The 18145-nt window shown below is 50.4% G+C and carries 12 protein-coding genes; 6 read left to right on the top strand and 6 right to left on the bottom strand.

Annotation, left to right across the window (positions count from 1 at the left end; genetic code table 11):
- Window positions 1-13: 13 nt before the first annotated feature.
- The 3 genes from modA to modC are packed head-to-tail and all read left to right on the top strand — an operon-like array spanning window position 14 to window position 2532.
- Complete coding sequence (modA, locus tag ACINK7_RS06905) at window positions 14-775, top strand: molybdate ABC transporter substrate-binding protein (protein WP_404360576.1); 762 nt, start codon at window positions 14-16, stop codon at window positions 773-775.
- Window positions 775-1452: a molybdate ABC transporter permease subunit gene (gene modB, locus ACINK7_RS06900; protein ID WP_404361423.1), complete on the top strand. Its 678-nt coding sequence runs from the start codon at window positions 775-777 to the stop codon at window positions 1450-1452. The genes modA and modB overlap by 1 nt, the downstream gene beginning before the upstream one ends.
- Window positions 1453-1455: 3 nt before the next feature.
- A complete protein-coding gene (gene modC, locus ACINK7_RS06895) occupies window positions 1456-2532 on the top strand; it encodes a molybdenum ABC transporter ATP-binding protein (protein ID WP_404360575.1) in 1077 nt (358 codons plus the stop codon).
- 244 nt (window positions 2533-2776) lie between these two features.
- Here the strand turns inward: modC and mazG are convergent, their stop codons facing one another.
- The 4 genes from mazG to gcvH form a co-directional block, all read right to left on the bottom strand.
- Window positions 2777-3580, bottom strand: coding sequence for a nucleoside triphosphate pyrophosphohydrolase (mazG, locus tag ACINK7_RS06890; RefSeq protein WP_404360574.1), 804 nt, complete (start codon window positions 3578-3580; stop codon window positions 2777-2779).
- Window positions 3577-4509, bottom strand: a complete 933-nt coding sequence (locus tag ACINK7_RS06885) for a carbohydrate kinase family protein (RefSeq protein ID WP_404360572.1) — start codon at window positions 4507-4509, stop codon at window positions 3577-3579. The genes mazG and ACINK7_RS06885 overlap by 4 nt, the downstream gene beginning before the upstream one ends.
- Window positions 4510-4517: 8 nt before the next feature.
- On the bottom strand, window positions 4518-4880 hold the full coding sequence (locus tag ACINK7_RS06880; protein ID WP_404360571.1) for a diacylglycerol kinase: 363 nt from the start codon (window positions 4878-4880) through the stop codon (window positions 4518-4520).
- Window positions 4881-5457: 577 nt separating this feature from the next.
- Window positions 5458-5841 (bottom strand): glycine cleavage system protein GcvH, encoded by a 384-nt coding sequence (gene gcvH, locus ACINK7_RS06875; protein ID WP_404360570.1) that lies wholly within the window; start codon window positions 5839-5841, stop codon window positions 5458-5460.
- A gap of 184 nt (window positions 5842-6025) precedes the next feature.
- Here gcvH and ACINK7_RS06870 point away from each other — a divergent pair, with 184 nt between their 5' ends.
- From ACINK7_RS06870 to ACINK7_RS06860, 3 genes are all read left to right on the top strand, one after another.
- A complete protein-coding gene (locus ACINK7_RS06870) occupies window positions 6026-7066 on the top strand; it encodes a hypothetical protein (RefSeq protein WP_404360569.1) in 1041 nt (346 codons plus the stop codon).
- A gap of 272 nt (window positions 7067-7338) precedes the next feature.
- Complete coding sequence (locus tag ACINK7_RS06865; RefSeq protein ID WP_404360568.1) at window positions 7339-10425, top strand: efflux RND transporter permease subunit; 3087 nt, start codon at window positions 7339-7341, stop codon at window positions 10423-10425.
- A gap of 183 nt (window positions 10426-10608) precedes the next feature.
- Window positions 10609-12141: a methyl-accepting chemotaxis protein gene (locus ACINK7_RS06860; RefSeq protein WP_404360567.1), complete on the top strand. Its 1533-nt coding sequence runs from the start codon at window positions 10609-10611 to the stop codon at window positions 12139-12141.
- A gap of 275 nt (window positions 12142-12416) precedes the next feature.
- Here ACINK7_RS06860 and ACINK7_RS06855 read toward each other — a convergent pair whose 3' ends face one another.
- Both ACINK7_RS06855 and ACINK7_RS06850 read right to left on the bottom strand, forming a co-directional pair.
- Window positions 12417-16844, bottom strand: coding sequence for an ABC transporter substrate-binding protein (locus ACINK7_RS06855; protein ID WP_404360566.1), 4428 nt, complete (start codon window positions 16842-16844; stop codon window positions 12417-12419).
- Entirely contained in the window at window positions 16841-17896 is a 1056-nt protein-coding gene (locus ACINK7_RS06850; RefSeq protein WP_404360565.1) for an HD domain-containing phosphohydrolase, read from the bottom strand. Before ACINK7_RS06850 ends, ACINK7_RS06855 begins: the two co-directional genes overlap by 4 nt.
- Window positions 17897-18145: the final 249 nt, after the last annotated feature.

Below are 18145 nucleotides of genomic sequence, written 5' to 3'. Positions count from 1 at the left end.
CGGAGATAAACTGATGAAAACGATTCAAACGTTACTACTGGCCGTCTGTTGTTTGGCGGCCTCACTCGCTCAAGCCGAAAAAATCGTGATTGCGGCTGCGTCCGACCTCAAGTTCGCGCTCGATGAAATCGCCGCCGAATTCCGGAAAGCGCATCCCGACGACACGATCGAAATCGTTTACGGCTCGTCGGGCAAGTTTTTTACGCAGATTCAGCAGGACGCTCCTTACGACCTATATTTCTCGGCTGACATCGCGTTTCCGGAAAAGCTGGCGAAAGCCGGTTTCGCGGCATCCGAAGTCAAGCCTTATGCCGTGGGCCGCATCGTGTTATGGAGCGCGCAGATGGATGCCTCCAAACTGACACTGAAAAACCTGACCGACTCATCGATTACCCGCATTGCCATCGCCAATCCGAAACACGCCCCTTACGGCAAGCGGGCCGAAGAAGCACTTCGCTCGACCGAGATGTGGGCATCCGTAGAACCGAAATTGGTGTATGGCGAAAATATCGCGCATACCGCGCAATTCGTGCAAACCGGCAACGCCCAAATCGGCATCATCGCGTTATCTCTGGCGTTGAATCCTGAACTTGCAAGGCAAGGCGACCATTATTTGATTCCGGACACGCTGCACGAACCGCTCACACAAGGCCATATCATCACCAAACGGGCAGCGGACAATGCCCTGGCCGAACGCTTCGCCGTCTTTGTCGACTCCAAGCCGGCGCGCGAGGTGATGACCCGCTACGGATTCACGTTACCGGCGAAAGAGTGATGATATTGAGCACCGGCGACCTCCAATCGGTCATCCTGACTCTCAAACTAGCGCTGGTCGTGACCGCGATTCTGTTCGTCGTCGGTACGCCTATTGCCTGGTGGCTCGCGAGAACGAAATCGCACTGGAAAGGCCCGGTCGGCGCTGTCGTTGCTCTGCCGTTGGTTTTGCCGCCTTCGGTGTTGGGCTTTTATTTGCTTCTGGCGATGGGGCCGAGCGGCCCGGTCGGCCAATTGACAAAAGGGCTGGGAGTCGATCCGTTGCCGTTCACGTTCGAAGGTCTGGTTTTGGCGTCAGTATTCTATTCGCTGCCGTTCATGGTGCAACCGCTGCAAAATGCCTTCGAAGCTATCGGCGACCGACCTCTGGAGACAGCCGCGACATTGCGCGCCTCGCCGTTGAACGCGTTTTTTACCGTCGCCTTGCCGCTGGCCTTGCCCGGTTTCCTGACCGCCGGCGTGCTGACGTTCGCGCACACGGTCGGCGAATTCGGTGTCGTGCTGATGATAGGCGGCAACATTCCCGGCATCACCCGCGTCGCGTCGGTGCAGATTTATGATCACGTCGAAGCGTTGGAATACGGCGAGGCGCATAGTTTGGCCGCAGTCATGCTGATCTTTTCTTTCCTGGTTCTGCTGACCGTCTACGCCTGGCGACCCGGCGCGAAAAAGGCTTGAACGATGACGAAAGACCAAATCGAAGCCCGCTTTTTATTGAATTGGACCGGCTTTTCGCTCGATATCGACCTGACCCTGCCGGGACGCGGAGTCAGCGCGCTGTTCGGACAATCCGGTTCCGGCAAGACCACGCTGCTGCGCTGCATGGCAGGACTGGAACGCGCCGGACAGGGATTCTTGTCGTTCAAAGGCGAAATCTGGCAAAACGGCAATACCTGGTTGCCCCCGCACAAACGGCCGATCGGTTATGTTTTTCAAGAAGCGAGTTTATTTCCGCACCTGACCGTGCTGAATAATCTGCAATACGGCCGAAAAAGAATTCCCACTGCCCGGCAGAGCGATCTCGATCCGATCATTGACCTTTTCGGCATTGGTCATTTATTGGACCGGAAACCGGACAGACTGTCCGGCGGCGAACGTCAGCGCGTCGGCATTGCCCGCGCGCTCGCGGTCAATCCGCGACTACTGTTGATGGACGAACCGCTCAGCGCCCTGGATTCGGCCCGTAAGCAAGAGATTTTGCCTTATTTGGAAAAGCTTCGCGATCGACTCGATATCCCTATCGTTTATGTCAGCCATTCGCCGGACGAAGTCGCCCGGCTAGCCGATTATCTGGTTGCGATGAATAACGGCAAGGTCGTAACTCACGGACCACTCAAGGAAACACTGGCGCGAATCGATTTACCGATACGTCTCGGCGAAGAGGCCGGCGTCGTGCTCGACACGGTCGTTGCGGAACGGGACCCACAGTGGCATTTGGCAAAATTGGATTTTCCGGGCGGTAGTCTGTGGACGCGGGACAAAGGCATTGCGCTCGGCCGCCGCGTTCGCGTCAGAGTGCTGGCGAGGGATATTAGTCTGGCCTGTGACAATCGGGAACATTCCAGTATTCAGAATGTACTGCCCGGCGAGGTAGAAGCTATCGCGGACGACGAACATCCGGGATTGGCCTTGGTCAGCGTCAAAGTCGGGCCAAGCGTTTTAGTTGCACGCTTGACCAAGCGCGCGGCGCATTTACTCGAAATCGAACCCGGCCAATCGGTCTGGCTTCAGGTCAAATCGGTGGCGTTGATGGAATGAACGTTTTGTCCACGAAAATCACGAAAACATTTAATTATTCCAAGCCGATCAACCAATGGTTAATTCAAGTGATTTCGCTCATTTCCAAGCTCTTTGCTCAGGAGTTTAGCAAAACCTGCTCCAGCTTCTCGAAGGCGGCAAGCTTATAACTTGCATGAATAGTATCCCAAACCTGAATTTGGGAATCGGAGAATAGAGCATCGATCAACCCACATGTCGGGCTACGGCTTACGCCTAACCCGACCTACTTCTTTTTCAACGCCTGTTTCGCTTGATCCCACAACGCATCGAGCTCGGTCAGTTCGCAGTCTCTCAATTCGCGCCCGGATTCTTGAACGTGTTTTTCGATATATTGAAAACGAGCCGAAAACTTCTTCGTACTTTCGCGGAGCGCGATTTCGGGATTGACTTTCAGGTGCCGGGCCAGATTGACCGCGACCAGGAGCAGATCGCCGACTTCTTCCTGAATATGGGCTTGATCGCCCGATTCCCAAGCCTCCCTGACTTCCTCTAATTCTTCGGTAACTTTATCGAACACCGGCAAAACTTCCGGCCAATCGAAACCATGACTTGCGGCGCGGTTCTGGATTTTTTCGCATTGCACCAATGCCGGCAGATTCCCCGGAACGCCATCGAGCACGCTGTCCGGCAATTCGCCGGAGCGTTTCGACTGGCGTTCTTCGAGCTTGGCTTGCTCCCAGGCCTGTTTGCGCTCCTCGTCACTGTGATAAACCGCATCGCCGAAGACATGCGGATGACGCCGAACCAGCTTTTCGGCGATTTCGCCGGCGACTTGTTCGAAGTCGAACAAACCGCGCTCTTCGGCGATACGCGAGTGAAAAACGACTTGCAACAACAAGTCGCCAAGCTCCAGGCGCAAGTCATCCAAATCGCCGCGCTCGATCGCGTCGGCGACTTCATAAGCCTCCTCGATCGTATACGGGATCAAACTATAAAAATCCTGCTCGATATCCCAGGCGCAGCCGCCGTCCGGCGAGCGTAAGCGCGCCATGATACCGAGCAATTTTTCGGTATTGCTTAGACTCAAAACGACGCCCCGAAGGTTTCGCGGTAACGGTCTTTAAAAGTGTCGATGTCGAAGCTGTGATTTTGCGTGCCGTGATGCTCAATTTTAATCGAACCCATCAACGAAGCGATCCTGCCGGTCGTCGGCCAACCCAAATCGTTCATCAAACCGTATAAGAGCCCGGCTCGGTAGGCATCGCCGCAACCGGTCGGATCGACAACCGCTGAGGGCTTAACCGGCGGAATCTCGATGCATTCGCCGCCGACGTAGATTTTCGAACCGTTGCCGCCCAAGGTAACAATTAATGCCTCGACTTTATCGGCGATTTCATCCAATGACAATCCGGTGCGCTGCTGCATCATTTCGGATTCGTAATCGTTTAGCGTGACCCAATTCGCCTGTTCCAAAAACTTCAATAGTTCATCGGCGTCGAACATCGGCATGCCTTGGCCCGGGTCGAATATGAACGGAATGCCCTGTTCGGCGAATTGCTCGGCGTGCTGCAGCATGCCTTCCTTGCCATCCGGAGAGACGATGCCGATGCTAATCGAACCGTCGGTCGGCACCGAGTTCAAATGCGAGAAACTCATCGCACCGGGATGGAACGCCGTGATTTGATTGTCTTCCTGGTCGGTCGTGATATAAGCCTGACCTGTGTAATTGTCGTCGAGAATGCGAATGAAATCGCTGGACAAGCCGCATTGAGACAACCACTGCGAATACGGCTCGAAATCGTGCCCGACCGTCGCCATGATCAAAGGATCTTCGCCAAGCAAGTTGAGGTTATAGGCGATATTACCGGCACAACCGCCATATTCGCGGCGCATGACCGGCACCAAAAACGAAACATTAAGAATGTGGACTTTTTCCGGCAAGATATGATTCCTGAAATTATCATGAAAGACCATGATGGTATCGTAAGCCATCGAACCACAGATTAATGCACTCATTGTTTCTCCTAAAAAAATAAAATCAATATCCAGGTAATCGCCGCCCAAACCAAGGAAAGCATGACAGCAGCCGAACCGATGTCTTTGGCCCGGCCGGACAGCTCATGATGCTCGAAACCGACCCGGTCCACAACCGCCTCGACCGCCGAATTCAGCAGCTCCACCAATAGAACCAGGACCATGCTGCCGATAAGCAGCAATTTCTCGATGTTTGTCTCGCCGAGCCAAACGGCCAACGGCGTCGTGACTATAAACAACCAAACCTCTTGCCTAAACGCCTCTTCATGAAACCAAGTGGCCTTAAAGCCCGACAGCGAAAAGAAAAAAGCGTTTACGATGCGTTTAAAACCTTTTGCGTTTTGATTTGCCATAGTTTGATACAAGTTTCAGTAGATTAAAACGCCAGATTACACAAGCCTTTTGTCATTTTAATTACAATTATTTTACAGCGTCTTAATAAGCTTAATAATTTTGATAAGAGCTTGTTTATTAATGAAATTATATGCTGATCAATACTTGTTCGATTTGTAAAAACGCCTGCAAAGTCAAATTGTTGAGAACCTTCTCAAGACGCTATCCACAGAGTTATCCACAGATTTTGTGGGTAACTGACAACCGAGCGAATCATCAGCCGGCTAAGTGTCGGCAGCCCCGCTAAGGATTTCGTGACAAATAACTTCTTGGAATCATGAGCTTTCTAGCGGGTTCGGTAACTCGCTTGACAGGACGCCGTGAACCCAGCACCTAAATTATCCAAGATAGTTAACCATAGCCAATGAGCTATGGAATTTAGGTGCTGGGTGAATACATCCTTGTAGGCTTGGCGGCGGCTTTCCCTGCCGCCGACACCTGTCAATCGAGTTGCCGAACCTGCCTACCCTAAATCAAAAAATAGGGAAGTTATTTATAACCAAATCCTAAGGCACTCATCAAAACGCAATTTTCAGCTTATTCGGCGATCAATTGGCCATAGGCCGAAGCATCCAGCAAGCAATCCAATTCTGCCGGATTATCGGCCTTCACGCAAAACAGCCAAGCATCGTAGGCATCGTCGTTAACCTGCTCCGGCGCATCGGATATGTCCTCGTTGACCGAAACGACCTCTCCGGACACGGGGCTGAATAAATCCGAAGCGGTTTTGACCGACTCGACGACCGCGCATTGCTCGCCCCCTTTCACGACACGCCCGACTTTAGGCAATTCGATAAAAACTAAATCGCCGAGTTCGGCTTGCGCGAATTCGGTAATACCGACGCGCACCACATTATCGTTTTCCAGTTTTGCCCATTCATGGGTTTTTGCATACTTTAAATTTTCCGGCAAATCGCTCATCAATACTCCTCCGTTCAAAAATGCCTAACAGCGCAAACCGTAAAGAATAACGCGATCAATTATAAAAACAACAAATAATTTCGGTTACGCCCCTACCGGCCTATATAATTCGCTCATGCCGCCAATCGTCAGACTCGCTTTTCCGCATATGGGATTCCACTATTTCCACTTTTCAAATCGACCGATGATCTTCCTGACTCAATGGAAATGGCCGACTTTGATCACCGTAGCGCTTGCCTTAAGCGTTAACGGCACTGCCTTTGCGATGAATCAAGACAAAGAGACCGCTCCTGTTCGAACTGAAACCGATAAGAATGGCACTCTAAAAATCGACTCGACCACCCAAATTCGCTCCGGCCTGAAAACAATCAAACTCAAACCTTATCGGTATCGTCCAGAACTGACCGCGTACGGCAATGTGATTGCGTTACAACCGCTACTGGATTTGAGAAACCGTTACCTCGCCGCACTCAGCGGGCATGAGAGCGCCAAGTCTCGACTGACACTGGCCCAACAATCGATCGACCGAACTCGGCTTTTACACCGTGGCGGCGCCGTTTCCGGGCGCAGTCTTCAAGAACAACAGTCGCAATGGCAATCGGAACAAGCGATAACTCAAGGCAGTCGTCTACAAATCGAAACCGTTCGCAATGAGGCGGTACTCAATTGGGGCCAAGTGATTGCCGAATTGTTTCTTGATGCCAATACCGACACCCTACGCCCCTATCTTTCCGGACAAAAAAATTTATTGCATATCTCGTTGCCGCCTAATAATAAACCGGTCGGTACGCTCGACGAAATCCAGGTCTCGCGCTACGGCGACCGAAACCGAACCGAACCGGCGCGTTTTATATCGTCAGCACCGCAAACCGACCCACTGACCCAAGGCGAAAGTTATTTTTTCGAAACCGAAAACGGCAACATTCGAACCGGTATGCGCATCGCCGCCTTCATTCCATTACGCGAAAACGCCGAAGTCGGCGTGTTAATTCCGGTATCATCCGTCATTCGCCATCTCGGTCAAGCTTTCGTTTACGTCAAAACAACACCGGAACATTTTCAGCGACTGACCATTACCGAATTTATCGACACGGATGCCGGCTATTTCGTCACGGACGGTTTGCATCCGAGTCAGGAATTAGTCATAAGCGGTGCGCAAATGCTGCTTTCGGAGGAATTCAAAAGCCAAATTCCCGATGAAGATGATGATGACGACGATGATTGATTTGCCGAACACCGAAACGCAGGGCGGCGGGAAATCTGTTTTACACCTTTCGCACTTCAAATTTCGGCAGTGCCTAAGGAGGCACCGGGGTGCTTGGCAAAGCCTTTGCCAGCATGGATGCTGGCATAGAGCTTACATGGACGTATTCACCCAGCACCTAAATTCCATAGCCCATTGGCTAGGATTAATTGTCTTGGATAATTTAGGTGCTGGGTTCACGGCGTCCTTTGACGGGCCCCCGGTGCCGAATTTTGATCTACGATGGGTATAAAATGCTGAGCGCCTTAATACGCTTTGCGATCCGTCAACATGGCATCGTGATCGTCTCGGCAATAGTGCTATTTGTCTACGGCTTTTATCGTTTCGCCGTGGCAGGACTCGACATTTTTCCGGAATTTTCGCCGAAGCAAGTCGTCATCCAAACCGAAGCGCCCGGCTATTCTGCCGAGCAGGTCGAAACGCTGGTCACGCAAGCGATTGAAAGCTCAATCTCGGGGCTGATTGGCTTAAAAACGGTCCGCTCGGAATCGATACAGGGCTTATCGGTCGTGACCGCGCTTTTTGAAGAAAGTAGCGATATCCACCGTAATCGGCAAATGGTCGGCGAACGCCTGGCCGGTATCGCCAATCGTCTGCCGCAAGGCATCGGCCCGCCTCTGGCCGTACCCCTGTCTTCGTCATCGGCAACGGTTTTAACGATCGGTCTGCATTCGGATCGGCAGGATCTAATGGCGCTGAGAAGCCTTGCCGATTGGACGATCGTGCCGCGATTAATGGCGGTCCCAGGCGTTGCCGATGTCAATGTATTCGGCGGTAAAATTCGGCAATTGCAAATTCAAGTCGACTCCGCCCGTTTGCAGCGCTTCGGCTTGGCGCTCGACGAAATCGTTCAAGCTGCCTCGGAATCGACGAACCTTCAAGGCGGTGGTTTCATCGAAACCGGCAATCAGCGTTTTAGCATCAAGCTTTCCGGACAAAACCTCAGCCCGGAACGACTACAAGACATTATTGTTAGGCATACTCAAGGCCGAGGTATCAAACTCGCCGATGTCGCCGATATTCGCTATGGTCCGGAACCGCCGATCGGCGCCGCGCAAATCATGGGCCATCCGGGCGTTGTCATGATGGTCATCGGCCAATACGGCGCCAATACGCTCACCGTTTCGAAACAAGTCGAAAAAGCCTTGAGCGAATTCAATACCCTGTTCGCCAAACAAGGAATATCATTTTATCCGAACTTGTTTCGTCCGGCCGATTACATCGAAACCTCGCTGCATAATCTATCAGGACATTTATTGATTGGCGGCTTGTGCGTTCTGATCGTGCTTTATCTTTTTCTATTCGAAATACGAACCGCCTTCATCGCCGCAACGGCAATACCGTTATCGCTGATTGCCGCTGTATTAGTGCTGCTCGAATTCGGCGTCAATTTGAATATCATGGTCTTAGGCGGACTTGCCATTGCTCTCGGCGAAGTCGTCGACGATGCGATCATCGATACCGAAAATATCTTTCGTCGGCTGCGTGAAAATCGGCTTTCGGCAGCACCGCGCCCTGTTTCCGAAGTCATCTACTCCGCCTCGATGGAAGTCAGAGGCTCGGTGGTCTATGCCAGCTTTATCGTCGCCCTGGTTTTCGTGCCGCTGCTAACTTTGACCGGCGTCGCCGGACGTCTGTTTGCACCGCTGGGCATGTCCTACATTCTTGCCATACTCATGTCGCTAGTCGCGGCATTAACGCTGACTCCGGCGCTGTGCTTCCTGTTATTGAGCAAAAACGACTCAAGCGATAAAGAACCGCCATTGATCCGGTTCTTGAAACCGGTTTACCGGCGTTGGCTCGGTTTCGTTAGCCGGCATTTTAAATTAGCGATAGCGACTGCCATACTGATCTGTGTCGCCGGCCTGACTGCATTGTATTTCACGAACAGCCGATTTCTACCGCCGCTACGTGAAGGTCATTATATCGTGCATACCAGTACTATTCCCGGCACGGCGCTGAAGGAATCGATCCGAATCGGTACGAAAATCACCGAGCAACTTTTACAAATTCCGGGCGTCGTTTCGGTTTCGCAATGGGCCGGGCGTGCGGAGCGTGGCGCCGATACCTACGGCAGTCATTACAGCGAATATGAAGTACGCCTGGAGCCGATGTCCGGTCTGGAGCAGCAACACGTCTTGGACCGATTGCGCGAGACTTTGGACGGAGTTCCGGGCATCGCGTTTGAAGCCAATACCTTTTTGACCGAACGGGTCGACGAAACCATATCCGGCTACACGTCGCCCCTTGTGGTCAATGTTTACGGCAATGATTTGGGCGCTCTCGACACTAAAGCCGAGGAAATCGCACAACTACTTCGATCGATTCCGGGTGCGGCCGATGTAACGGTCCGTTCGCCGCCCGGCACACCGATACTCGAAATCCGGTTGCGATCGGACAAACTGGCCTTTTGGGGCCTGCGTCCGGCGCACGTGATGAGCACCGTGCAAAGCGCCTATGAGGGCCGCATCATCGGCAAACACCTCGAAGGTAACCGCATTGACAACATAGCCGTTACCCTCGATGTCAATCTCCGCAATAAGCCCGAAGCGCTCGAAAAACTATCGATACGCGCTCCGGACGGTACGCTCACGACCCTCGGACAAGTCGCCAATATCGAACAAACCTCTGGGCGATACAATATCCTGCATGAAGGAGCACAAAGGCGGCAGACCGTTACCGGAAACATTATCGGCCGGGATTACGAGTCGTTTGTCGCCGAACTGAAGCAAAGAGTATTCGACGAAATCCAATTTCCGGCCGATATATATCCGGAATTTACCGGGGCCGCGATCGAACAAGCCGAAACGCGCCGAGAATTGATCTTGCATTCGCTGTTGGCCGCTGCAGGCGTGTTGATGCTAATCCACATTGCAATCGGCAGCTTTCGTCACACAGTATTAACACTCGTGAATCTGCCGTTTTCATTGATCGGCGGTGTTGCGGCAGTATTCTTGACCGGTGCGACACTATCGGTCGGTTCAGTCGTCGGTTTCATTACGCTGTTCGGCATCACCGTACGAAACAGCATTATGTTGATTGCTCATTATCGGCATCTGGTGCAATCCGAAGGCAAAAGCTGGGATTTCGCCACAGCCATGCAAGGTGCGGAAGAACGCCTGCCGTCGATTCTAATGACCGCATTGGTCACCGCACTTGCGATGCTGCCTATCGCACTGAATAGCGATAATCCGGGGCGCGAAATCATGGGTCCGATGGCCGCAATCATCATCGGCGGTTTGGTATCCTCGACGCTACTCAACCTACTACTGATGCCGGTTATTTTGTTACGATTCGGCAGATTTCAGGGAAAACTTTAAGCGTTGAACCTAGAAAAAGCATTTCACCATGAAGATCATGAAGAAGAAGTTATACCCTTCGTAGATCAAAATTCGGCCCCGGGGTGCCCGTCAAAGGACGCCGACCCTTAGAATAAATAGCAGCATTTAAAATTTTGTGCGCTAAAATTTAAATAACCTTACACTTAATTTCAAATCTCCTCCATGAAACTCAGAACGCAAATTTCACTTGGTTTCGCCGGCATCCTGGTTCTGTTATTGTTGACATCCGGAATCGGTATTCAACGACTTATTTCACTCGTCGGCGAAACTCGAAATGTCGTCGAAGCCGATAACCTGCGCACCGCTTTGGTCGAGCGCGAGGTCGATCATCTAAATTGGGCGGCCCAACTCAATGACTTTGTTTATGACGATCATGCGCATGATTTGAATATACAGTTGGATCATACGCAATGTGCCTTCGGAAAATGGTTTTACGGTCAGGAAAGACGGCACGCCGAATCGCGCTTTCCGGAATTAAAACCACTACTCGCCGATGTCGAAGAACCGCATCGACTCTTGCACGAATCGGCGAAATTAATCCGGGATGCACGCGTCAACACGACCCGAAACACTGACCTGAGCGACACTCAACAAACCAGCGCGCTATATAAAAACGAAACAGTGCCCAATCTCCAAAGCGTGCAGCATTATCTTGGGCAAATGCGCGACATCGTCAATACTTCGGCAGCCGCCATTCAACAAGCCATGGAAAACGACAGCACTCAAGCTCGTTTCGTTTTAACTGTCATTACAATTGCTGCGGTTTTGGCGGGTATCATCCTGGCCACTGTCATCGTCAGATACATTCTTAAACAGCTCGGCGGCGAACCAGCGGAACTGGCGGCGATATCGAAACGTATGGCCTTTGGCGACTTGACAATGAAATTAGATGTCAAACCTGGCGATCAGGAAAGCTTGTATGCATCGATGGCGGAAATGATCAACAACCTTAAGCAAACAGTTGAGGAAGTAAGAAACCGTGCGGATTATTTGACCAGTGCCGCGAATGAAGTTAGCGCGACCTCGCAGAGCCTTAGCCAAAGCGCCACGGAACAAGCCTCGGGACTGGAGGAAACAACCTCTAGCTTGGAAGAACTGACCGCATCCGTGCAGCACAATAGCGAGAATGCTGTTGCAACCAGCAAAATCGCGACAGGAACGGCAGCGGAAGCGCAACAAGGCGGCGATGCAGTAACACGAACCGTGCAGGCAATGCGCGAAATTGCCGATAAAATCGAGATTATCGAAGACATTGCCAGAAAGACCAATTTGCTTTCGCTGAATGCCGCGATCGAAGCGGCTCGCGCCGGCGAACACGGGCGCGGCTTTTCGGTCGTCGCATCGGAAGTTCGAAATCTCGCCGAAAATAGCCGCAAAGCCGCGGAACAAATCGGGGAACTGGCCATCGACAGTGTCGATATCGCCAACCAAGCCGGACAATTGCTACAACAAATCGTTCCGGATATCGGCAAAACCGCAACCTTGATCGAAGAAATCACATCCGCCAGTAACGAACAAGCATCGGGCTTGGCCCAAATCAACGAAGCGATGACTCAACTGGACAAGGCCACCCAACAAAATGCCGCCGCTTCCGAACAGCTTGCGGCGACGGCCGAAGAACTTTCCGGCAATGCCGAGGAACTCCAGCAAGCCATGGCTTTTTTCAAAGTCGACGATGACGTCCAAAACCATTAATTCTAAATTCGGCAGTTTAACCATGAAGTTCATGAAGTCTTTCAAAAACTTGCCCTAAAATAGTGGATAACGTTATTGTGAAAGTTCGCGGATTTGAAATCTTAATCTAGTTTTTCGATATTCAACACAATGCCGGTTCCGAAGAGGGGGCGAGTGACTGCACCCTCCCCACCCCAGAGAGCTTTCATTTACCGGGGCGATGGCTAGGCCTTCATAAACCTTACTGTGAAAGTTCGTGGATTTGAAATGCGGATTCAACTAACAAGTGCAATGCCCTACGAATCCCTCAATTTCTCGAGTAAAGCCGAGAACTCATTCAAACCTTGCTTAATTTCGGCAATATCGAAACTATCGACATACCGTTCGAGCCGTTCGGCGTACTCAAGGACTGCTGTAAACCGGTATCGATTACCGATTTCCAGAACCTTATCGGCAAATGTTTTCGTTGCCGATATATTATTGCTGGAGGCAGCCAGTTCACATTGCGGGCTTAATTTTTCCAGGGCCGCCAGCACTTCGGGCAAGACCGCTTGTTGCTCCGTCGTTAATACGAGCGAATTTGACTCGACTTGCGCCGTCTCGTCTCTATCGAACGGTAAAAACTTGGCCAACTCTTCAATCAAATTGGCTTTCAACACCGGTTTTCTCAGATAAGCGTCGAAGTGCGCGGTTTTTACCCGGTCGTATTCGTCTTTCATGACCGACGCGGTCAACGCGATAATCGGCGTATCGCTAACCGATTTTATTATCTCGGCCGCCTCGTAGCCGTTCATCACCGGCATACGAATGTCCATCAATATCAAATCGACAGTCTGCCGTTTAACCGCTTCAACGGCATCCCTCCCGTTTTCAGCCGTCAAAACAGTCAAAGCCGTTCCGGAAAAATTCTCCTGCAATAAACGCCGATTATTTTCGATATCGTCGACGACCAAAACCGTTGCCGGGTGAAACCGGATTTTTTGATGACTCGTCCCGATTGGCATTTGTTCGGATTCGTCGATGGACGCGATATCGACATTGTAAAGTCTGACGGTAAACGTAGAGCCTTCGCCCAAACGGCTACTCACAGTAATCTCGCCACCCATCATTTCGACCAAACGACGGCTGATCGCAAGCCCTAAACCGGTACCGCCGTATTTACGAATATCCTGTCCTTCCGATTGCTCGAATTCTTGAAAAATAACTTGTTGATGCTCCTGTGAAATGCCGATACCAGTATCCTCGACATCGATACATAAATCCAATCGACTACGAATCTCGTCTTCATTAGCGGTACGCGCAATCAAACGAATATGACCCTGATCGGTAAATTTCACGGCATTGCCGATTAAGTTGAATAGCACCTGGCGCAAACGCGTGGCATCGAGCACCAAGCTGCTCGGAATGGCGGGGTCGACATTTAAAATCAATGCCAAATTTTTTTCTCTCATTTTCATCGTAAAAATTCCGCCCAGTTCGGCAAATAATTCATGCGGATTGCAAGCTTGCTTTTCGATACTGAGTTTACCGGCCTCGATTTTCGATAAATCCAGAATATCGTTGATCAATGCCAGCAAGCTTTGTCCGGCGGCTTTAATCGTTTTCACGAAAGATTTGAGATGGGGTTCCTTGATTTGCTCGTCGAGCAATTCGGTAAAACCGATAATCGCATTCATCGGCGTTCGGATTTCATGACTCATGTTCGCAAGAAAACGGGATTTGGCTTGATTGGCCGATTCCGCCTGCTCCTTGGCGTTGGCCAGCGCGATTTCAGCATTTTTTCGCTCGCTGATATCCCAGCTCACCCCAATGATTTTCCCCGGTTTATTTTCGTTGCCAATAATTCGGCTGGCGCTGTAAAGTGTACGAATGATACCGTCTGGACGAATAATCCGGTATTCCTTATGAGCTTGATCATCGCGTTGTTGTAACTGACTGATCGAGCTATGAACCAGCGACCGGTCTTCCGGATGGATACGTTCTATCCATTCGGTAAAGGCAAGACTCGGCTGTTTCGGCAAACCGTATATGTCGAACATCCTATCGTCGAACAGCAAATAGGGTTCGCCGGTCAAATTTAGCTCCCAAACTCCGATTGATGCAATTCCGGCCGCGAGCGTTAGCCGTTCGTTCAATAATGCGACTTTTTGTTCGCTCTGCTTTCGCCGAACCACTTCGTCGGCCAAACGCCGGTTCCAAAAGAACACGAACGCCAATATCAGTAAAAAGCCCCCAACGATCCACGCGATCAAACGATAATCGATTTTTTCGGCAATACTTTTGCTTGCCCAAGCATTGCGTATTTTCTGCTGTTCACTGGGGCCGATCGCATGTAAGGCACGATTTAACAGCGGAGCCAGTTGTGCCTGCTTCGCAGCAACTCCGAAACCCAGCTCGCTGGTAAATTCGGTTTTACCGACGATCCGGATATTATGGATGCCTTGGTCAGCCATTTGGTAGCCGGCTGCGGCTAGCGTACAAAACAGTGCGTCTACCTTGCCTGTCGAAACCGCAGTCACCCCTTCGGCGACCGAATCCACATAATGAAAATCGATTTCCGGATATTGGGCGGCAATGGCCGAGGCATAACCGTATCCCTTGACGATCGCCAATCGGCGATGCCGAATCTGCCGGATACTATCGACATAGGACTCTCTGTCGCTCATCACAATCACGACTGGACTACTGAAAAAGGGATTGCTAAAAACCGACCGCTCGTCGTCTAGACTCTCAAGAGACTGAATTGCGACATCAACTTCGCCGAGCTCGATTTTTTGCCTAGTTTCTCGCCACGACTCGACAGGAATGATATCAAACTCGATACGGAGTATTTTGGCGATCAATGCCAAATAGTCCGCCGCCATGCCGATATATCGGCCCTGGCGATCGACGCTTTCGTAAGGCAACCTATTTCTCTTGGCGGCAATTCGAATCACCGGATGTTCGGCTAACCATTTTTGCTCGTCCGCAGTCATAGCGACCGTTCTCCCCTTAAATCTGGGGCCGAACCATTGGTCCTGCAATTCTTGTTTTTCCTGTTCGGGAATCGCCGCAAGCGCTTTGTTCAAGATCGAATGCAACTCCGGCAAATCCGTACGTACCGCCATGTGCAATTGCTGAGCCTCGCCGGGAGGCAATACCTTAAACGGACGGATCGTTGTGATCGCATTGCGTTTCAGCCAATAGGTGATAACCGAATGCGCATCGATCAGTAAATCCGCTTTTCTCTCAATAACGCTTTGCAAAGCTCCCATTAGATCCTCGGCTTCGAGAATATTCAGCTCCGGGAACATTTTTTTTATGGTTTTATCATGCAAAAAACCTCTCGGTATCGCGATCGTTTTGCCGGCTAAATCCGCCAAGGACTTGGCTTGAACATCTTCATGAATAAAAAAATAATCCAGCATCCATTGGTATGGTTCGGTAAAAAGCATATCCCCCGCTCGTTCCTCGGAATAATAAAGCGAAGGTAATAAGTCGATTTCGCGTTGCCGGATCTTTTGCAGAAGATTACTCCAATCATCGATCTCGGCTTCGAAAGTCAGACCGGTATATTGCCCGATCAATTGCAACATATCCCGACTCAAGCCGGTATGAGCATCGTTGCGATCGACAAAATCATAAGGCGCCCAATCCCGCTCTCCACCGTAATGGACTACCGGGTTGCGTTTTATCCAAGCTCGCTCTTTAGCCGAAAAAGCCAATACCGGACCGGTCTCGGCATCCGGCAAGCGAAAAAAAAAGTCATCCCCGATGCGACTGTGCTCGACAAATCCCAAACGTTGATAATCCTCGGCCGTCAACCGATAACGCTTAGGATCGACCGAGCCTAACTGTATCAACTCGGGAATAATCATCTGCCGAGTCATACGCGCTTCGTAGTCCAGATAATCGCGGGAAAGCTTAGGGTTATAACGAGCGATAATCAGCTCGATGATTTCTTCCGGGTGATCGAGCGCATACTGCCAACCTTTGAGCGTCGCCCGGCTGATTTTTTCGACTCGCTCGGGATGCTCGATGATTTCATCTCGGGTGGTAAATAAATTGTCTCCGTAATAATCGATTCCGTAATTTTGCGGATTGATGACATTGACTTCAATCCCTTGCTCTTTTAGAAGAAACGGTTGAGAAGTCGCATAGGCGGTAACAACATCGATCTTGCCGTCGATTAAATCCTGATAGGAATCTCCGCTTGCCTTGATCCGTTGCACTTTATTGAGGTTGCCGAGGGTTTTCAGCAGCAACGCATTCAGCGCCGCATCGCCGCGACTGGATAAATCGAGCGCGACCTTTTTGCCGATCATTTCATAAGGACTGACGATGCCCGATTCACGGCGGGCTATGAATACCAGCGGAGAATGTTGAAAAAATTGATTGATCAGAACGACAGGTTCGCCCTGTAGATGATAGATCAGCAAAGTGCTATCGGTTACGCCGTATTCCGACTCCCCGCCGAGGACTAGTTTGACAAAGTCTTTCGAGTAATCGATCTCCTTCAGCCGGACATCGAGTCCCTCGTCCCGGTAAAAACCTTTCTCGATGGCCGCATAATAACCGGCAAATTGAAAGCCATGTTCCCAACGTAATTGAATACTGACAGAATCCAGGTCTAGTGCCGATTCGTCTGCTGCGGCGTACGCACCACTTAAAAATAGATAAAAGAAGCACAACAAAATGACAATAGCGCTTTTTACAAGCATCGGCGGCATTGAACCGGCACTCACTTTAAATCGGCGATTGCAAAAAACTCATCGACATGATCCAGGAAAATATCGACCAATTCCGGGTCGAACTGCGTTTCGCGATGTCCCTCAATGTAATCGACAACCCGATCGCGACTCCAAACGGCTTTATAACATCGTGCATGAGTCAACGCATCGAACACATCGGCTAATGCGACGATTCGGCCGTAAATATGAATATCGTTACCCTTCAATCCGCGCGGATATCCGCTACCGTCCCATTTTTCATGATGTTCGTAGGCAATGATGGCGGCGGATTTAATGATTCTTCGATCCGAACGGCATAGTAATTGATAACCGTTGGTGGTATGCGACTTGATGACATTAAATTCTTCCTCGGTCAATCGTCCCGGCTTATTCAATGTTTCCTTAGGTATCAACATCTTACCGATATCATGCATCGGGGAGGCATGATACAACATATCCATATCGTGAACGGAGAGGCTTTTATGATATTTAGCCAGTAATGCTGAAATCTCGGACAAGCGCTTGATATGCTTTCCGGTTTCATCCGAAGTCGACTCCATCAATTCGGTCAGGATAAATATCATCTCTTTTTGATTTTCCTCCAACTCCGAAAGTAAGCGGACCCGCTCATAGGCGACTTTCGCTTCCAGAGCGATGTTATGTTCGCGCAGTATTTTTTTGGCATGAAACAAATCGATATGCGTCTTGACGCGCGCCAACAATTCATCGGCATGAAACGGCTTGGTAATATAATCGACACCGCCGACGGTAAAGCCTTTCGCCATCGAATCGACATCGACACGAGCGGTCAAAAAAATAATCGGCACATCCTGATAGCGCGGATTAGCTTTTAAAATTCGGCAGACTTCGAAGCCTTCTATGCCCGGCATCATAATATCCAGCAGAATCAAATCGAACGGCGCAGGATTATCTCGAATGAGTCGCAACGCTTCCTCTCCGCTACCGGCAAACGAGAGATCGTAATTGTCTTCCTTTAAAAAGTTCATGGCGACACGAATGTTATCGATGACGTCATCGACAATCAGAATACGATTGGATGTAAGCATAGGGTGTGTTCGATTGCTTCATGAAATGTGCTATTAAGCGTAGCAATCAAATCCGAAATTGTCCATGGTCCATATTGAGCAATCAATGACTTGCCGATTTGAATGATTTTTAAATTATATAAAGGATTTCTATTGCAAATCGCGGCGGGATAGCCTGGACTCAATAAGGCTCTCGCAGGATATGATTGAAACAACAGTATTATAAATAATGCCCAACTGAATCCTGAATCGCCATTCCGATTATTTTTT

This window comes from Methylotuvimicrobium sp. KM1 (assembly GCF_044788715.1).
Lineage (GTDB): Bacteria > Pseudomonadota > Gammaproteobacteria > Methylococcales > Methylomonadaceae > Methylotuvimicrobium.
The sequence above is the reverse complement of the archived record's forward strand: the minus strand, read 5'-3'. Positions and strand labels throughout refer to the sequence as shown.